Consider the following 17,781-nt stretch of genomic DNA (forward strand, 5'->3'; position numbering starts at 1 on the left):
AGAGGTTATGTCTAAAATTGGTGTGTTTTGGCTTTTTGACGGGGAAGTGTTTGGTGAAACCACTACGCTAGCTGACGCACAGCAGTCCGTACCCGGGCTGCTGGACTCTGATGCTACTCACGTTGCTGTTTGGGAAAAGTACGGTAATTTTACAGACAGTAGCCCGATACTGACTCACTACGACTATCAGGACATACCTCGTGGCCGTGTCCTGTATCAGGTTCCCAAACAGCGCTTTTTAGTCTATTTAGATAAAGCGCTAATGAGCAAAGAAATTAAAAGCGCTATAGCCGAATACTTTGGCTTCACCCCGCAACAGGCTGACTGGAAACGCGATTTACATTACACAACGGACCTGGAAGCTATTGCTAAGTTATTAGGTGACTAATCTAACAATGCTTTTTCATATGTGTTGCGGAATGTCGATGCTACTCTCTCAGCGTAATCAGAATTAAAAAATGCTGACCTTGCGCCTAGCGCGCAAGGTCGTTGATAAACTGTTTTAACAAGTCTTGGTTAGGCTTAACGTTGTAGTAACTGAAGTGTGGCAAGCCCAACACCATGACATCACGGTTGTCCTCTGAAAATCGAAACCCTTTTAACCGGTAGTTGCCATGATTAGCTTCTTTAACAACCTTTGATGAAGGTTCAATCGTATGCCTTTTTTGCTGCAGTAATTTAGTATACGCTGAACCGGCATTACCATTACCCACGGCAACAATAATTTTTGGTTTAACAATACTCAGCATCTTTTCGTGAATGGACCAACATGTCTCGCTATCCTGCTTGTATTTAACGCCCTTCCCGTCATGACTCTGAAAAAATATCAAGTTGGTCATAAAAACCTGTCCCGGTTGATAACCCAGAAGCGCAGTAAATTCCTTAAGCCCCCGCTGATAACGCGTCAAACGCTCAACATCGCGATGGCGCAGCGTTCCATCATCGTTAGTGCCACTGCGATGCTGCCAGGTCTGCTCATAACCGCTAACACTCTTTGCAAAGTGATTGTCTAATTCTTCACTAATGGGAGGCCCACTATCACCGCCTGGGTTGTACCCCATTAAATAGACATCGCCACGTTTGAGTAACTCAGGTTTGCTATAAAAAATACCACCCGAACGCTCGGCTTCTACGCCAAGTTGTTCACGGCAAAACTGTGCGAGTTCTTGAGGTGTCATCAGTGCGCTCCTTGCAAAATAGTAAAATTATTATGCGACGTCAGATGTCGCAGCGAATCGCTAATCTAAGATTAATTATTAACATACAGCAAGAGGTAACAGTGGCTCAATACCCACAATTTAGACTTAGAGCCAATAACCCCCGAAATTCCTGCAATACCGGCGCAAATCGCAGAAAGCGAGCCCTACACCTTCGATTAATAGTAATTGTAGCGCGACACCGAGGCTGCTTATTAAGGCTTTACGTGCTTGCCGATTTGAAGATGCTCCCAAAGGCCTGAGTATGCGATTATCAAGCAATGACGATCGCAAGAAGAGCACAATATTGGTGTATATTTACACCAGAACTGCGTAAGAAGGGTGGATATAATGAGTAGACAAAGTATTACATTAACCGACAAAAATGATGCGTGGTTGCGCTACCAAGTAGAGGAAACCGGCGAATACAATACTAAAAGCAAGCTGATTAATGATTTAGTTCGCCAGGCACGACGCATTGAGGAAATTAACAAAAAGTTAGGAGCCTCTGAAAATAGTGGGCTTGTTGAGCAGTCACCTGAAGACATGCTTAAAGAGTTCAAATACCGAATAAAAAGATAACATTAAGTACTTACAAGCTTACAGCCAATGCCAAAGAGGATCTTTACCGTATTTATGAGTACGGTGTTACAACTTTTGGTAAACAGCAGGCAGATACTTATTTCGCCCATTTAACAGCTGCATTTGCAGATATTGCTGACACCGTCCCTGAATCAAAACTTGAGCAAGATGACGCTTTCAAAGATGCAACTATCCCCACTCCGCCAACTGCTGGATATCTTTAATGCGGTCGCGTTGCAGCGCAAAGGCTTCGAATACGTCGTCGAAGCTTTGGTTGTTGTGGTGCAGGTTCGGTAGCGCCAGGTTAGCTTGCGTGAAAAACTCGCGGCGGTTGTTATGCCAGCCTTGTTGCCACCAATGCAGTATGAGTTCGCGCGATGACATGAGCTTATCGCTACTTGGTAGACGGTCAGATTTGTTTGCGTTTACCGCTGTACGGGTGGGCAGTAAATTCCATAAGTCGTTATTCGGCCAGCGGGCAAACGGGAAGGCATGATCAACGGCATAATCGTCGGGCTTGATGTGCTTGCCGGACCAACAGCAGGCAATTTCGTCATTAGCGAGTAGCTCGTTAACCCGATTGCGAACTTGGTTGGTGCTGCGGGTATCGTCTATCCAGTCCAGTGCGTTCAGGTAATCGTTGCGGGTAAATTGTTGTCGGTTGATGTCATAACTGTGCATCAACGCTGCCCACTCGTTCACCAGCGCCGGCTCTATCCAAACGCTAAAGCGGGTTAACGAGTCCCAAATGTGTTTAGGCACATAAAAGGTGCCGAGTGAGGCTAAAAACGGCCGATCCAGGGTCAGGCCGGTTGTTGGCTTGGTGGTGCGATTCAGCTCAACCTCAAAAACGGCGGTATTGCTACCAGGTAAGGTAGTGTAAGTAGCCGGATTCTTTTTAATGGTGGCGGCGATGTCTTTCAGTGTCTGGTACAGCGGTTGTGCCTGCTCTGCACTGGCATAGTGCGCGCCAATGTAATAATCAGCGGCCGTGGTATGTTGTAATAAGCCCCAACCCTGTGGCCGCACGAAGCCTAGCTTACTGCGGGCGTTGTTGTTTTGATGCATGCCGTAATGGTCAACTAAAGGCTTATAAAGCTTCAGCCAATACAACGCCACCAACCCCATGGGCAGCGCGATGTGATCCTCGGTTTGATCTAATACCGCACCGGGGTGCCCTTCGGCGATACGTAACAAGCTCCGCAGCAGCGCGATTTTGTAAGTAGAGGTCTTTTTGTCATTAACCACGATGTTGCGCAGCAGCGGAAAGGCGCCGGTGCCGTCATCGGGTAAGGTCAGTAGTACGGTTTGCCAGCTAACATTTCCACGACCAAGTTCGTCGGCTTGTTGTTCGGGTGTTAGTAGCTGATAGGTTAAGCCAAAACGACTGGCTAATTGCGCTAGTTCGTCGGCAGAGACCTCGTACATGGTGCGTTCGTCATGGCAGGCGCCGTGACGTAGCGATATCACCAATTTACCGTTAGGTTTTAACAGGGAGCTTAACTTGCGCAGACTGCGTTCGCGCTGGGACGCCGGAATGTGCATCCAAACGGCGCTGAGCAAAATGAGGTCAAATTTGGTTTGCAGTGCAAACACCTGGCTGAGGTCGGGCAGGCTGTCATTTAGCCAATGCACGGGTTTGCCGACGGTATAACCTTGCGCGACTTCGCGAATGCCCTCAGCAGGTTCTACAGCCACCACATTTAAACCTTTGGCGGCCATAAAGCCGGCATCGCGCCCAGAGCCGGCACCTACATCCAGAACCATGCCCTCTTTTGGTAATTGATCGAGCCAATCTTTATGCACTGACTCAGCGGATACGCTGTTGTAGTTGTCGGCCAGGGTTTCGGCGTTTTTGGAGTAGTAGGTGATGTTTTTATTGTTATATTTCATGAGAAATAATGTGCTTGTTTTTTGCAAAACTGTAAAGGGACTGAGTCGTTTTAAATACAACTGTGCCTCATAACAGCCCCTATCTTCCAGAACCGGAGCTTTGCATATTAACGCCCGTAGAGTTTTAGAGTTTCTTCCAGCTCTTCAACAACGCTGTCACGCAATGCTTTGGGCTCCAGAACTTGTATTTGAGCCCCCATAGACTTCACCCACCAGTGCAGTTGCCAGGAGTCGACAACGGTTGCCACCAGTATATGAGTTTCGCCGTCGGCCGTTATTTGCTGGTCTTCACTAAGCGGTGTTTCCGTTAAGTGCATGGCTAAGTTGTCGTTAATGCGGGCTTTTAGTTTTAGCGTGTTGCCGTCAGAAAACTGCAACGCACCCTTCTCTAAATAGCGTTTTAAGGTGAAGTTTTCAGGCGTTTTGGCGTGTTTATCTTCCCGAGGTACGGCCTCACGAATGCGATGCAAGGCAAACAATAACGGGTCGTCGTAAGGGTCAACACAAGCCACTAAATAGGTGCTGACGCCACGCTGAACTATAGCCAGCGGGTGTAAGGTGTAGTCTTTTACTGTGTCGGGCTGTGAGCCGGGCTGATAACTCACGTCTACACACTGGTTATGCAGCAACGCCAGTTGTACGTTATTTAACACGTCGTCGCTAATTGCCGGTGCTTGTTGTTGCAATGTTGCCGGAACATAGGCCACTTTGCTTTGCCAGCTACCCAGCGACGCGCCCTGATGCAGTTTGGTGAGTTTGTCTTTTGCCTGGTTTAAGCGCGGCGCAATCGACTTAAGCACGGTATTGGGCACTAATGGCTTTAAGACTTTCTCAACCATGGTCAGCGACAGTGCTTCGGCGGCGGAAATGGCCGGCATATCGGCACCAGCGCCTTCCATCCAATGCCAACCGTAGGGTTTGCCCTTGTCGTTGCATTCTAGCGCGAATGACTGAGACAACTGGTCTAAGTCGCGTTCAACCTGCCGCTTAGACACCTCAAAGCCTTCGTCATTAAGCTGCTGGCAAATGTCTTTGGCTGTCATGCCGGGAGGTCGGGTCGGCAGCAGCTTTAGTAACTCCCACTGCCTTACCAGTGTTTGACGTGACCCTTGTGAAGACATGGCAAGCTCCTTTTGCAATCCACTTATATAATATTCTCTTACATTAACAAACCGTAAAGAATTTCACGAACTTTAAAAAAACGCTAAGCTTGTATCAGAATATCGTTAAAAAGCAGGCTTATGAAAAAAATACTGAACTATTTCCTGAAAGGCTTGGCGATTTTACTGCCAATAGTCATTACCGTTTACCTCATTCGCTGGTTACTGGTCACCATTGAGCAATCGCTAAAGCCTGTTTGGATGGCGCTTGGTGGTGACGCTTACTATTTCCCAGGCCTCGCGTTTATAAGTTTTTTAGTACTTGCCCTACTTGTTGGCTTTAGTTCACGCTGGAGTCTGTTCAATTCTATTTGGCAATTGCCGGGCAAACTTATGAACAAAATGCCGCTGCTACGCAGCTTATATGGCACAGTAAATGACGTATTTGAAATGATGTCTGGTAAAGACTTTGCCGATGAGTCCGTCGTGATGGTAACGCTGCCGAATAGTAATACGAAGCTTATAGGCATTGTAACCAAAAAGCCTGGCGCCAGTGATGACAAGTTATCGGAGATTCTCGAAGACGAGCAAGTTGCGGTCTTTTTACCGATGAGCTATAACGTTGGTGGCTACATGATCATGGTGCCAAAAGACTGTGTTGAATCACTCGACATGAAGCCGGCGGAAGCCTTACAGCTAACCATTAGTGCGGGCATTGGTAAAAACCACAAAAAAAGCGACGCAAAATAAGACGCGCCGCTCATTGCATACATTGTTAAGAAAAAATAAATATGGAGGTAAAAGTATCAGGCTGCGTATATACCTATAGGTTACATGTTTCGTGAATAAGGCAGCACGTCATTTTGTTTAAATCTAAAGCAACATTTTCACCAACAGCAAGTAATAGACTCATTGAGCGACTTATCAGTGAGTACGATATTACACTGCGCCGTTTTGTTCGAGTAAGGACGGGGAAGTTTGAAGAATATGATGACGTAATGCAGGAAATTTATGTGAAACTCAGTCAAGTTTCAGACCTTCACAAACGCCTGTCTGGCAGAATGTCGACAGTAAAAAACTACCTACTACAAATTGCTAATCACGTCATTATTGATAGAGCTCGTCGGAGTGCTTCACGATGCGCCTCGGCTCACATCTCTCAAGTTGAAGAGCTCCACTTTACTGACTTAACCTCACCTGAACGCGCTTATACCAATAAAGATATTTTAGAACGTATCGAACTGGCATTAAGCAGCCTTAAGCACGAACACAAGCGCGCATTTTTACTGAACCGAATTAACGGAATGAGTTACAGAGAAATAAGTGACCAAATGGATGTTTCAGTCAGCACTGTTGAAAAATATATTTCTTCTGCATTACACGAAATAAGGAAAGCAACTAAAGGACTTGAACCAGTAAATAGTGAGAGTTTTTATGAGTAGGGACAATCAGTTGCAGAGACAAGCGGCCTACTATGTCACACGACTATTCTCCGGTGAACTGACAGCCGACGAGGAGCGGGAAATACAGAATTGGCGTAAAGAAAGTGCCTCTCATGAACGAGAGTTCAATGCCATGTTAACGATTTGGCAACGCAGTGAAACGGTATATCGTTCAGTTAATCGAGCATCGATTGTAAAACGAGCCTTCGCTTTAGCTGCCTCCATTGTGCTAACCAGTATCACCGTATATTTACTAGTAAATGCCCTTCCGGCTTTTTTACCTGCTTCTCAGAACGTTCAACCTGACCAGCTTGTGAAAAACGAACGTCACAATGAGGTCATAATGCGTCAACCTTTTCGGTCGAGTATCGGTGAAATTCGTAAGATTGAATTACCGGATGGATCAACAGTTACTTTAAATACAGATAGCGATATCTTTGTTACGTTAACCAATGAGAAACGCCTGGTTAAACTACGCCGTGGAGAAGTCTTTTTTAATATTCAGAAAGAACAATCCAGACCGTTCATTATAGACACTGGAGAACAAAAAGTGACGGTGCTGGGCACGCGCTTTACCGTTCGTAAAAACGCTGCAGAAGACGCGGTAAAAGTATCTGTCATAGAGGGAGTGGTTGAATTTGAGACCTTACAGACCGACAGCAAACACCAAACCCAGTTATTAACATCAGGCGATATCGCAACTTACCAAAACCAAACCAAAAAAATCTCATTGACTCGCTTAAGCACCAGAAGCATACAACCGGGATGGATTCAGGGAGTTCTTCGGTTTGACAATACGCCGTTACCCGAGGTCATAGCGGAATTAAACCGGTATCGCTCGACAAAAATTAAAATAGCTTTTACTCAACAGGAACAACTCCGCATAAGCGGCGTATTTCACCTGCATAACAGCGATAGTGTTTTAAATGCCATAACAGCAACTCTCCCCGTTAAAATTCGTAAAACTGAAAACTCTATTGAGCTTTTAAAAAAATAATGGAGGACATTTAAGTTCAGTGCGTATATTCCTTTAAGGAAGCAGTAAACCTTCAATAAATAAAAGGTACTGATTTATGACTAAGCACAAACAAAGTTACATCGCACTTTGTACCTGCGCAGCACTAAGCAGCATTTCCTTTTCTGCTCAGACAGCACCAATTACCCCGCAAACCGCAGCTCAATCGATATCGCTTGCAGAACAACCTTTAAGCGCGTCATTACTTGATATAGCCGAGCAAACGGGCATTCAAGTTATATTTTCTCCTAACGTTGTTGACGGACTCAGTGCTGCGCCGCTCGAAGGTAATTTTGCACCTCAAGAGGCATTAGAAAGGCTACTAACAGGGACGGAGCTTGAGGTTATACGTCAGTCTGAGAATACATTTATTATTCAACGAAAAGTAGAAGAGCAAGCTCAACCCAGCCTTGATCAAACAGATTCCATGGAAAAAATTACAGTTGTAGGTAGTAATATTAGAGGAGCCCAGGCCGCTGGCAGACTGCCGGTAACAATTCTCAATGAAGATGCCATAACGAACACCGGAGCAGTGACCGGCGATGAATTACTACGTTCAGTGCCTCAAATAGGCGACATTAGCTTTAATAATGAGCGAGCTATTGGTGGCGTTAATGACGCCCGTGGGGATGTTGCTTCCATCAATTTAAGAGGCATAGGTACTGGTAACACGCTCACCCTTTTGAACGGTCGCCGGTTAGTGTTGCACCCGGGAACCCAAACAGAAAACTTTGTTCCAGTCACAACCGTCAATTCGAACACTTTACCGGTATCCGGGCTACGCCGGTTGGAAGTACTAAGAGATGGAGCGTCTGCGCTTTATGGCACCGACGCCGTTGCTGGCGTTGTTAATTATGTTCTCAAAAAGGAAGTAACTCAGTCAGAATTAAAGCTAAACGCCGGTAATGCTGAAGGAACCTCAATGCAACAATACTTGGCAAGCGGCTCAACTGGTTTTTACTTTAATGATAACAAAAGTCATTTAAGTCTCTCATTCGCCTATTACACTCGAGATGAAATTGGTGCTAACGAACGCTCTTATTCGGCAAGCGAAGATCGCCGTTTTAATGAGAGAGTCCCTACAGAGTTTATTGGCGATACACAATTAGATAACCGCTCTCTTTCTAGTCCCTGGGCAATTTTTGACGGCGAAAACATTGGCCGCTTCCATATTCGCCCCGAGTCAATGGGTGAGTGTTTCCAGGTTATTTCTGAAGGCGTCTGTGCCGCGGAAGGGTCTATTCCACGAGAAATGCGTTACGATTCAGCACTTCAGGATCAAAGCATGACCTCTGCAGTTGACCGCATAAACTTATTCGCTTACTACACCCACTCACTTAGCCCAAACCTCGAATTGTTCGGCGAAGCACTTTACTACGAGGCAATATCAAAACGTCGCAGAGAACAAAATGCAAATTTAACCGCACAGCGCTTTACCATTAGTGCAGATGCTGCATATAACCCGTTTGGCGAGACCGTTACATTACGCAATATTCGACCTATGGATGTCGGCCCACGAAGGATTGAAGTAGAAGATTCAAGCTACCGCCTGTTAACGGGACTGCGTGGTTACGCAAAAACCTGGGAGTGGGAATCAGCCTTGCTTTATTCCAGAGCGGATACTCTGGATACCGGTTATAACAGGATACGCGTCAGCGCATTACAGCAAGCAATAAACTCAACCGATCCAGAAGAGGCGTATAATCCATTTATTGGTGGGGACCCAAATAACCTAATCAGCGGAACCACTGCCTACAATGCGCCTGACGTCATAGCAAACTTAACCGACAACATAACCCGGGATAGCTCCACTGAACTTGCTCAATGGGACTTTAAACTATCAAACCCAACGCTTGCCAACTGGTATGCCGGAGACATTGGACTTGCAGCGGGAGTTGAGTATCGCTATGAGTCATACGCTGACGACAGACATCCCCTTCTGGATGGCTCAACACCATTCTATGATCAGATAACGGGCGAACTGATGACAGACTCAGACGTTCTTGGAAGCAGCTCGACACCCGACGCACAAGGCAGTCGTAATGTATTCTCAGCCTATACTGAACTGCTTGTCCCCTTGCATGAAACATTCGATATGCAACTGGCGTTACGCTATGAACGTTTTTCCGACGTTGGCAGCGTGACCAAGCCTAAACTGGCTCTAAGTTGGCTTCCTGTCGATTGGCTCCAATTGAGAGCTTCTTATTCTGGTGGTTTCAGAGCCCCCAATCTGCCTCAGGTCGTCGAAGAAAGTGTCTCGCGTACAAACAGTCGAACCGACCCTGTCATAGACGATAGATACAGCATAACTGAGGTACGAGGCGGTAACAGCGAACTCAGCCCGGAAGATGATGAAATATACAATTTCGGTATTGCTATTACTCCATTCGAAAACTTCCTCATTACTGTCGACAGATGGCGCATTGAGCAAGAAGGTGTCGTGGGTATTCTAAATAGTCAAACTCACCTGCTTTACGATTCGTTGCTTCGTTCTCAAGGTGACTCAAATCCAGCAGTTATTCGCAACGACGAATTAGAAGTCGTTTATGTTAATAATCAATACGACAACCTTGAAGTTAGAGAAATTTCCGGAACGGATATTAGTGTTAGTTATCAGGTGAACAGTGATAATTACGGCCTTTTTGACTTCTCTATAAATGCTGCCCATTTACGTAAATTTATGCAAACCCCGGACCCTATCAGTGCCATTGTTCTGGAGGCTCAGGAAAATGGGAACCCTGCTGTACCCATTGACATACCTGTTGTTGGCGCTGGTGACTTAAGGCAAATGAACGGTAACCCCAAGTGGCGTGCGTTCACTCGCCTCGATTGGGACCTGGGGAACTGGGGTGCCGGCATTCGAGTCAACTATATTGACGACTTTTACGAAACCAGCGTGACTACATCTGAAGGAGATATGATGCCGATAGACAGTTGGACCACAACCGACATTTATCTCGACTACCACTTCAGTCAAAGATCTCTCGACGGGCTCAGTATCCGATTAGGCGCCCGCAACATAGCCAACAAGAAACCGCCTATTGCCGATGAAAGCTTTGGTTATTTCTCAGACGTCCATTCAAATCGCGGGCGTTATACTTACGCAACGTTGTCCTGGGCCTTTTAGAGGACTAAATGCTCTCTTTAGCCAGCGTTGCGTTATTTAGCCAGTTAACGCTTCAGCAGCCTCAGGAGGACAAACCTAGGAATCCTGACGGCTGCTCATTCGAGCAAGTCGAGTTTACGACTGACTTTGCTGCGGGACGTTTACATCATTGTGAGCGAGAGCAGGAAGGTCAATTTAAGCTCTATTTAAAGCCAGAAAAGGAAGATATAAACCCTAGCCCCTGGTACGCATTTGCCGTTGAAAACCTGGCAAATGAGAGTAAGACCTTTACGATTACTTTGTTTGCTGACAAAGGTATTTCAAGGTACAAGCCCAAACGCAGCAGTATCGGCGAAGATATGTGGCACCCGGTCCCTTTCTCAGAAGGCGATGGTTGGTTAAAGTTTAAAGTCACTCTGCCAGCAAAAGAAAAAGAAATTATTGCCGGACAGGAAATTATCGATAACGTCCATTATATAGAATGGCTAAGTAGTTTAATTAAAGAGCCTGAACGCTCAAAGGTTATCTCTCTGGGGGTATCAAGCGAAGGAAGAAACCTGGCAGCATTAGAGCATACGGTTACTTCAAGTAATAAATGGCTGATACTGATTGGCCGTCAACATCCACCAGAAGTGACTGGCGCAATTGCTCTTCTCCATTTTGGTGAGTTGCTATTTAGTGATGAAAAATACGTTTCTGACTTTCGTAAGCAATACAACATTTTACTCGTCCCTAATATGAATCCCGATGGAGTTTATCACGGCAATTGGCGCTTAACCGCTGCTGGTGTTGATATGAACAGGGACTGGAAGAACCAAACTCTGCCTGAAACCCAAGCCCTGGCTAAATACCTAACAAAGTTAACTAACGACGGCGGTCGCATTGAGTTTGCCATTGACTTTCACTCTACTCATCGCAATGTTTTTTATACGATACCTAAAGACTACGAACCCCGCTCTGGTGTGCCCTTAAGAAACCCTCAGCGAGTATATAACTGGATTGAAGAAATCGCTGAGATGGTCGACTCTGTGGAGCTTGAATATCAGCCGGGTGCACACCCTGACAGCGGTGTTTTTAAGCAGTTCATCACTGATAAGTTCGCGGCTCATGCAGTCACTTACGAAGTCAGCGACAGCGAAGATCGTGACAATATTAAACGCGTTGCTGAAGCAGCCTTAATTTCCTTAATTAACCGCTTAAATTAAAGGTTTCGTAAAAGCCATTGAAGCTTTTATCGAGCGGCTCTAACTTTATTCATAACAACGGAAACACGTTGTATTTAGCAACCAACCACTAAGGAAGTATCATGAAAAAGACAATTATTGCTCTGGCCTTAATTGGAACATCAACAGGCGCTTTAGCTGATTCTCCTAACTGGGATAAAATTCAGGCCACTTATATCGAAACAGATATCGAAACACCGCTTGATGAAGACATTTCTATGGATGGTTACGCCGTATCGGGCTCTCTTTCGCTTAGTGACTCCGTTTTTGTTCTGGCGAACTTCGACTCAGTAGGTGATGAATCAGACTTTGGTGATGTTGACTTGGACTCTCTGAATGCTGGTCTAGGCTTTAACCATGGCATTACCGACTCTACTGATATCTTCGCGACCGTAACGTATGAGAAAATAGAGCTTGTTGGTTCTATTGATGCTATTGGTTCAGAGTCATTTGACGAGTCCGGCTACGGTGCTGGTGTTGGTATCCGTTCTATGGTAACCGACTTCTTTGAGCTATCTGTCAAAGCGGACTACCTGGATATTGACGATGAAAACGCCATTCGCTATGACGCTTCAGCATTTTTTCATTTAACCAAGAACTTGTCACTTGGTGTTGGTTACAAACTGTATGACTTAGATGAAATAGATCAAGACATCGATACCTTGGGAGCAAGCGTTCGTTATAGCTTTTAACGCACCTTTAAGCTGGTGTATAAAAAGTTATACGCCAGCTTTCTCTTCCTCTTCTGCACTTTTTTGAAAAACAATTCTAATTTTTTACCGATCTAACTTTAAGAAATCGCCGTAGCTTCCTATACTCTACACGTGAATTTAAAATTAGCTTTAAATTCAAATGCGTATCAGCGCCTATTTTTAATAAAGGGGAAGCTAAATGACCAAAAAAGAAGAAGAGGTACTGCGCGGCGACAAGGATTTAGAACGCGAGCGTCAAGCAGATGATCCCATGATTCCCGATGGTGAAGTTAACCCCATCAATACAGACTATCAGGTAGGACAAGACAACGTTGTCATGAAAATAGGTCCATTTGGACTCGATTTTCATAACCGCGTTTTTGCTATTTCGGGCTTAGCCATTGTGGCTTTCGTATTCATTACGTTAGCTTTTCAAAATCAGGCTGGCCCAATATTTACGAATACCAAAGATTGGTTAACGGCTAACTTAGATTGGTTCTTTATTAGCGCCGCTAACATCTTTGTTATTTTGTGTCTGGTATTGGTAGTTTCACCGCTAGGCAAAGTTCGGATAGGGGGCACAGAAGCCAAACCTGACTTTTCCTATCTCGGCTGGTTTTCAATGCTGTTCGCAGCCGGCATGGGTATTGGTTTAATGTTCTATGGCGTTTCAGAGCCCATAACTCACTTCAGTACAGCCTTAGGAGGCACTGAAACCGGATCTGACGGGCTTCGTACCGATTGGGCTCCACTTGGTGGCGCAGAGGGTGACGAGGCGAAAGCGGTTGCTTTAGGTATGGCTGCAACAATATTCCACTGGGCACTGCACCCGTGGGCTATTTACGCGGTTCTGGCTTTAGGTCTTGCTATTTTTTCTTTCAACAAAGGTTTACCTTTAACCATTCGCTCTATTTTCTACCCTATTCTGGGTGAGCGAGTTTGGGGCTGGCCAGGCCACATCATCGATATTGTTGCTATTTTGGCAACTCTGTTCGGCTTAGCTACATCGTTAGGTTTAGGCGCGTCGCAGGCAGCCTCAGGCTTTAACTTCCTGTTTGGCTGGGACGAAGGTAATACAACACAGGTATTGTTGGTCATTGGTATCACTGCCGTTGCTTTAGTGTCAGTACTCGCCGGTCTTGAGTCAGGTGTACAGCGCTTATCTCAAATCAACATGACATTGGCAGCACTATTAATGCTGTTCGTTATCATTGTTGGGCCTACTGTCGCAATTCTGACAGGCTTCGTTGACAACCTTTACAATTACATTGTGAACTTACCTGCTCTGTCTAATCCAGTTGGACGAGAAGACTTAAACTATTCACAAGGCTGGACCTCATTTTACTGGGCTTGGTGGATAGCGTGGTCACCGTTTGTCGGTATGTTCATTGCCCGCGTTTCGCGTGGTCGCACAGTACGTGAGTTCTTGGTTTCAGTATTGCTGATTCCCTCACTCGCCTGTGTATTCTGGATGAGCGTTTTCGGCACAGCCGCTATTGAGCAGTTCCTGGCTGGCGCAGAAGAAGTTGCTAACGTCGACCTGTCATTGCAGCTATTTGTGATGTTAGAAGGTTTACCTTGGACAAGCATTACCTCATTCATCGGCATTATACTAGTTATGGTGTTCTTCATTACATCGTCTGACTCTGGTTCGTTGGTTATTGATACCATCAGTGCAGGTGGTAAAGTCGAAGCACCTGTACCACAACGTGTATTCTGGTGCACCTTTGAGGGGCTCGTTGCAATTGCCTTGATACTTGGCGGCGGCTTAGTGGCTCTGCAAGCCATGGCAGTATCAGCAGGCCTACCGTTTACTATTGTGCTATTAGCAGCATCCGTGGCTTTAGTCCAAGGCTTGCGCTCTGAGCCAAGAGTTGGTAAAACCACAAAATAACCGACCACGAGCGACACCTCTGGGTGTCGCTCATCTTTTTTAAGGTGCTTATATGGAAGCTGAGCACGTCGAAATTCTGAACTTCTTACGCAAGTACTCTCCTTTTAACGAGTTACCTGAAGAAGAGCTTCAAATAGCGGCACGAAATACCTCTGTAGCTTACTTCAAAGCCGGCACTCAAATTCTTGAGTTCAACCAGCATATTGATGCACTCCATGTTGTCAGAAGTGGCTCAATTGAGACTTATCACAAAGACGGATCACTGTTTAACCGATTAGATGAAGGTGGCTTTTTCGGTGAAGCTGGCCTGCTCCGCAAAGGCCGCGTACGCTTTCCGGTTAAAACCATTGAAGATACACTGCTGTATTACATTCCCGGCGACTTATTTAATCGCTTTTATGACGAGTACGATGCCTTTGCCGACGCTGTTGAAGTTGAAGAGCAGCGCCGTGTCAGTCATGCGGTAAAAGAACATGAGAGTCGTAACCGAACATTATCAGCCCGAGTTGAGACTTTAATTACACGCGAGCCTATTGCTATTAATAAAAGTGCTTCAATACGCGAAGCTGCTTGTCTAATGACGGACGAGAAAGTGTCATCATTACTCATTTATGACGACGAAAAGCGTGATATTCCTGCGGGGATAATCACCGACAAAGATTTGCGTAAACGCGTACTAGCGGTCGACAAAGACGCCTCCGACCCAGTCGCCGATATTATGTCTGAGAACCTGGTGTTCGTGCAGCACAACAATCGAGTGTTTGAAGCATTTCTAACTATGCTGCGCACCAACTTGCACCATTTGCCAGTACTGCGCCAATCCAAAGTTACTGGCGTTATAGCGTTGTCGGACGTTGCCCGTCATGAGTCACAAAGCAGCTTATACATTGTTTCCAGTATTTTTAAACAAACCAGTATTGAAGAGCTTTCACAGTTAGTCCCTGACGTACATAAAAGCTTTGTGCGTATGGTTGAAGAAGACGCTAATTCACGCATTATTGGCTCCGCTATGGCGACTATTGGTCGTAGCTTTAAACAGCGACTACTGGAGTTAGCCGAGGAGAAATACGGACCACCACCAGTGCCCTACTGTTTCTTAGCACTGGGTTCTATGGCTAGAGACGAGCAAACCGTGGTGACCGACCAGGACAACGCAATGGTGCTCGATGACAGCTTTGACCCTAAACTACATGATGAATATTTCTTAAATATCGCGCAATTTGTTTCCGATGGTCTAAACGCCTGTGGTTATACCTATTGCACCGGCGATATTATGGCGACGAACCCTAATTGGCGTCAGCCGCTATCGAAATGGAAAAAATATTTCACCGACTGGATAGAGAATCCATCACCTGAAAAGCTTCTGCATTCGTCCATTTTCTTTGACTTAGACGGTGTTAGTGGTGAAATGCGCTTTGCCAAAGAGCTCAACCAGCTCATTCGTAAAAAAGCGCCTAAGCATAAGCGCTTTCTGGGCTCTATGGCACGTAACGCGTTAAATCGTACGCCACCACTCGGTTTTTTCAAAGATTTTGTCATGGAAAAAGACGGCAAACATCGGGACAGCATTAACACAAAACGCCGTGGTACCGGTCCTGTCGCCGACTTAATTCGTGTGCATGCTTTAGCTATTGGAGCACAACGACAAAACTCATTCGCCCGCCTCGAGGAAATTATTGACGCTAATATATTGCCGAAAGGCCGTGGTCCCGACTTACGCGATGCGCTGGAATTGATTTCTATGGTGCGCATTCGTCACCAGGCTCTGGCTTTAGAGGCCGGCGATACTCCCGATAACAACGTAGCGCCCGAGGACTTGTCCGACTTCGAGCGTAAACATTTGAAAGACGCCTTCCAAATTCTCAGTAATGCGCAGAAATACCTGCGTTACAAATATTCTGGAGGCTAATTGTGCTGTATTTGCCACCAGACGCTGAAAACAAACAACAAAAAAGCACTATTGACTGGCCAAAACGTTTCCAGGAACTTGCAAAAGCAGCAAAATACCCGCCTCTCAAACGTTATTACGAAGCCGGTATTGCCAATGCGGAGACCGCTATTGAAGAAGTGCCAATGGTTGCTGTCGACTTTGAAACTACTGGTATGAATCCAGACAAACACGGAATTATCAGCATCGCTGTGGTACCTATGACACTCAGTCGAATAGACATGAGCAAAGCACAACAGTGGGTAGTAAAGCCCCGGCGCTTGTTAACCGAAGAGTCTGTCACTATTCATGGCATAACGCACAGCGAGATAGAACAAGCGCCTGACTTAGCTGACGTTATTGATCCGCTTCTGGAGGCTGTTGCTGGTAAAGTTTGGATTGTCCATTACAACGGTATCGAGCGCCCTTTTTTGCAAGGCGGCTTTGAAGAGCGTTTGAACGAAACCATCCACTTCCCACTCATAGATACCATGGAAATTGAGGCACGCTTTCATCGCCAAAAACGCAGTTTGTGGGATAAGTTAACCGGCAAAAAGCCTGTTTCTATCCGTTTGGCTGACAGCCGGGAGCGTTACAATCTGCCTTTTTACGCCCCCCACGACGCCATGACCGACGCTCTTGCCTGCGGCGAGCTTCTTCAAGCACAGGTTGCCCACCACTTTGCTGCTGAAACCGCCATTAGCGATATTTGGTTGCCTTAGGACATTTTTATCTGAGAGCGCCCGGCAGATTTTGCTCGATATAGAGCATCATCTGCTTGGCGCATGATATTTCTTAACGGAGTGCTAACTGGTTGTGATGACACTCCAATGCTCGTCGTGCATTGCAGTGTGTCTTTAAAATATAGGGCTTTCACGTTACTAACCGCTTTATAGACTAGGTTTGCAAAGTCCTCTTTTTCGCGTTTCTGGGTTTCATGGAAAGCAATAGCAAACTCTTCACCGCCCATGCGCCCTATCACGATGTGATTATTGGCAAAAGAACCAAGCTTCCGACCAATAGCCGCAAGCAACGTATCGCCGGCTTCGTGTCCATAGCTATCATTAATGTCTTTAAAGTAGTCCAGGTCGAGAATCATTAACCCCAAACTAGATGAATTAGGGAGACTTTTTCGTAACTTGTCCGCATACATAAAAAATGCGCGACGGTTATATACTTGCGTTAAGCTATCCACTTCTGCGAGTACTTTTAACTCTCTTTGTGCTTCTCGCAGCTCTTCTTCCACCGTTTTTCGTTCAGTAATATCTGCTGCCACTTCTAGCCTCACTTGGCGTCCGTCATGCCAATGGATCAAGCGGTCACGACATTGGTACCAGCAGTTATTACGTGTATTTTTAAACTCCCAAAGGTACGTATCACCACTTTTCGGAAGTAAAGAGTTAGTACAAAAATCACAAGGCTTTTTTTGACCTTTCTGTAAAACCTCAAAGCAACGCTTACCTCTCACTTCGTCAAACTCGCTAACACTGCCAATATTCTTTAGCGCATACTTGTTCATAAAAAGCAGTTCGTGAGTTTCAACGTCAGATACGTACACAACGGCGTCGAGACTATCCAGAATATGTTGGAGATCGGAAATTTCGGTTACTGCACTTGGTATCATAAGTTTACGTAAAAATACTGGCATGTGCCTTTGATTCATGTCAGGTTTTACTTTCTCATATAATTCAGAATTAAACATTACCCAATG

The 17,781-nt window shown here is 45.7% G+C and carries 16 protein-coding genes; 12 read left to right on the forward strand and 4 right to left on the reverse strand.

The annotated features are described in order from the left end of the window. Positions 1–7: 7 nt before the first annotated feature. Entirely contained in the window at positions 8–388 is a 381-nt protein-coding gene (locus tag CWI73_RS02535) for a hypothetical protein (protein WP_126751399.1), read from the forward strand. A gap of 85 nt (positions 389–473) precedes the next feature. Here the strand turns inward: CWI73_RS02535 and CWI73_RS02540 are convergent, their stop codons facing one another. After that, a complete protein-coding gene (locus CWI73_RS02540) occupies positions 474–1,178 on the reverse strand; it encodes a uracil-DNA glycosylase family protein (RefSeq protein ID WP_126751400.1) in 705 nt (234 codons plus the stop codon). A 369-nt stretch (positions 1,179–1,547) separates the two neighbouring features. Here CWI73_RS02540 and CWI73_RS02545 point away from each other — a divergent pair, with 369 nt between their 5' ends. Next, positions 1,548–1,778, forward strand: a complete 231-nt coding sequence (locus CWI73_RS02545) for a ribbon-helix-helix domain-containing protein (protein ID WP_126751401.1) — start codon at positions 1,548–1,550, stop codon at positions 1,776–1,778. After that, on the forward strand, positions 1,775–2,002 hold the full coding sequence (locus CWI73_RS12645; protein WP_380299075.1) for a type II toxin-antitoxin system RelE/ParE family toxin: 228 nt from the start codon (positions 1,775–1,777) through the stop codon (positions 2,000–2,002). The genes CWI73_RS02545 and CWI73_RS12645 overlap by 4 nt, the downstream gene beginning before the upstream one ends. On the opposite strand, the gene CWI73_RS02555 is transcribed toward CWI73_RS12645, so the two are convergent. Then, positions 1,968–3,671 carry a class I SAM-dependent methyltransferase gene (locus CWI73_RS02555; protein WP_126751402.1) on the reverse strand — a complete coding sequence of 568 codons (1,704 nt, stop codon included), beginning with the start codon at positions 3,669–3,671 and terminating at the stop codon, positions 1,968–1,970. The two genes, CWI73_RS12645 and CWI73_RS02555, sit on opposite strands and share 35 nt — an antisense overlap. 107 nt (positions 3,672–3,778) lie before the next feature. Continuing rightward, positions 3,779–4,792: a helix-turn-helix transcriptional regulator gene (locus CWI73_RS02560; RefSeq protein ID WP_126751403.1), complete on the reverse strand. Its 1,014-nt coding sequence runs from the start codon at positions 4,790–4,792 to the stop codon at positions 3,779–3,781. 120 nt (positions 4,793–4,912) lie between these two features. Here CWI73_RS02560 and CWI73_RS02565 point away from each other — a divergent pair, with 120 nt between their 5' ends. From CWI73_RS02565 to CWI73_RS02605, 9 genes are all read left to right on the forward strand, one after another. Next, positions 4,913–5,521: a DUF502 domain-containing protein gene (locus CWI73_RS02565; protein WP_126751404.1), complete on the forward strand. Its 609-nt coding sequence runs from the start codon at positions 4,913–4,915 to the stop codon at positions 5,519–5,521. Between the two features lie 113 nt (positions 5,522–5,634). Further along, entirely contained in the window at positions 5,635–6,213 is a 579-nt protein-coding gene (locus tag CWI73_RS02570) for an RNA polymerase sigma factor (RefSeq protein ID WP_241968809.1), read from the forward strand. Beyond that, positions 6,206–7,210 (forward strand): FecR family protein, encoded by a 1,005-nt coding sequence (locus tag CWI73_RS02575; RefSeq protein WP_126751406.1) that lies wholly within the window; start codon positions 6,206–6,208, stop codon positions 7,208–7,210. The genes CWI73_RS02570 and CWI73_RS02575 overlap by 8 nt, the downstream gene beginning before the upstream one ends. 76 nt (positions 7,211–7,286) lie before the next feature. After that, positions 7,287–10,355 carry a TonB-dependent receptor gene (locus CWI73_RS02580; RefSeq protein ID WP_198675140.1) on the forward strand — a complete coding sequence of 1,023 codons (3,069 nt, stop codon included), beginning with the start codon at positions 7,287–7,289 and terminating at the stop codon, positions 10,353–10,355. Positions 10,356–10,363: 8 nt separating this feature from the next. Then, entirely contained in the window at positions 10,364–11,539 is a 1,176-nt protein-coding gene (locus tag CWI73_RS02585) for a M14 family metallopeptidase (RefSeq protein WP_126751407.1), read from the forward strand. Positions 11,540–11,640: 101 nt separating this feature from the next. Beyond that, positions 11,641–12,249 carry an outer membrane protein gene (locus CWI73_RS02590; protein WP_126751408.1) on the forward strand — a complete coding sequence of 203 codons (609 nt, stop codon included), beginning with the start codon at positions 11,641–11,643 and terminating at the stop codon, positions 12,247–12,249. A gap of 199 nt (positions 12,250–12,448) precedes the next feature. Continuing rightward, complete coding sequence (locus CWI73_RS02595) at positions 12,449–14,143, forward strand: BCCT family transporter (protein WP_126751409.1); 1,695 nt, start codon at positions 12,449–12,451, stop codon at positions 14,141–14,143. Positions 14,144–14,195: 52 nt separating this feature from the next. After that, positions 14,196–16,052, forward strand: coding sequence for a DUF294 nucleotidyltransferase-like domain-containing protein (locus CWI73_RS02600; RefSeq protein WP_126751410.1), 1,857 nt, complete (start codon positions 14,196–14,198; stop codon positions 16,050–16,052). 2 nt (positions 16,053–16,054) lie between these two features. After that, positions 16,055–16,792: a 3'-5' exonuclease gene (locus CWI73_RS02605; protein ID WP_126751411.1), complete on the forward strand. Its 738-nt coding sequence runs from the start codon at positions 16,055–16,057 to the stop codon at positions 16,790–16,792. On the opposite strand, the gene CWI73_RS02610 is transcribed toward CWI73_RS02605, so the two are convergent. After that, entirely contained in the window at positions 16,789–17,694 is a 906-nt protein-coding gene (locus CWI73_RS02610) for a sensor domain-containing diguanylate cyclase (protein WP_157980622.1), read from the reverse strand. The genes CWI73_RS02605 and CWI73_RS02610 overlap by 4 nt on opposite strands. Positions 17,695–17,781: the final 87 nt, after the last annotated feature.

This window comes from Idiomarina piscisalsi, assembly GCF_003987095.1.
GTDB lineage: Bacteria > Pseudomonadota > Gammaproteobacteria > Enterobacterales > Alteromonadaceae > Idiomarina > Idiomarina piscisalsi.

Bases quoted from the DNA above. Each gene is read 5' to 3' on its own strand.
- CWI73_RS02580 (WP_198675140.1), top strand. From the start codon at position 7,287: ATGACTAAGCACAAACAAAGTTACATCGCACTTTGTACCTGCGCAGCA.
- CWI73_RS02545 (WP_126751401.1), top strand. From the start codon at position 1,548: ATGAGTAGACAAAGTATTACATTAACCGACAAAAATGATGCGTGGTTG.
- CWI73_RS02535 (WP_126751399.1), top strand. From the start codon at position 8: ATGTCTAAAATTGGTGTGTTTTGGCTTTTTGACGGGGAAGTGTTTGGT.
- CWI73_RS02610 (WP_157980622.1), bottom strand. From the start codon at position 17,694: ATGATACCAAGTGCAGTAACCGAAATTTCCGATCTCCAACATATTCTG.
- CWI73_RS02555 (WP_126751402.1), bottom strand. From the start codon at position 3,671: ATGAAATATAACAATAAAAACATCACCTACTACTCCAAAAACGCCGAA.
- CWI73_RS02575 (WP_126751406.1), top strand. From the start codon at position 6,206: ATGAGTAGGGACAATCAGTTGCAGAGACAAGCGGCCTACTATGTCACA.
- CWI73_RS02590 (WP_126751408.1), top strand. From the start codon at position 11,641: ATGAAAAAGACAATTATTGCTCTGGCCTTAATTGGAACATCAACAGGC.
- CWI73_RS02585 (WP_126751407.1), top strand. From the start codon at position 10,364: ATGCTCTCTTTAGCCAGCGTTGCGTTATTTAGCCAGTTAACGCTTCAG.
- CWI73_RS02595 (WP_126751409.1), top strand. From the start codon at position 12,449: ATGACCAAAAAAGAAGAAGAGGTACTGCGCGGCGACAAGGATTTAGAA.
- CWI73_RS02565 (WP_126751404.1), top strand. From the start codon at position 4,913: ATGAAAAAAATACTGAACTATTTCCTGAAAGGCTTGGCGATTTTACTG.
- CWI73_RS02560 (WP_126751403.1), bottom strand. From the start codon at position 4,792: ATGTCTTCACAAGGGTCACGTCAAACACTGGTAAGGCAGTGGGAGTTA.
- CWI73_RS02540 (WP_126751400.1), bottom strand. From the start codon at position 1,178: ATGACACCTCAAGAACTCGCACAGTTTTGCCGTGAACAACTTGGCGTA.
- CWI73_RS02600 (WP_126751410.1), top strand. From the start codon at position 14,196: ATGGAAGCTGAGCACGTCGAAATTCTGAACTTCTTACGCAAGTACTCT.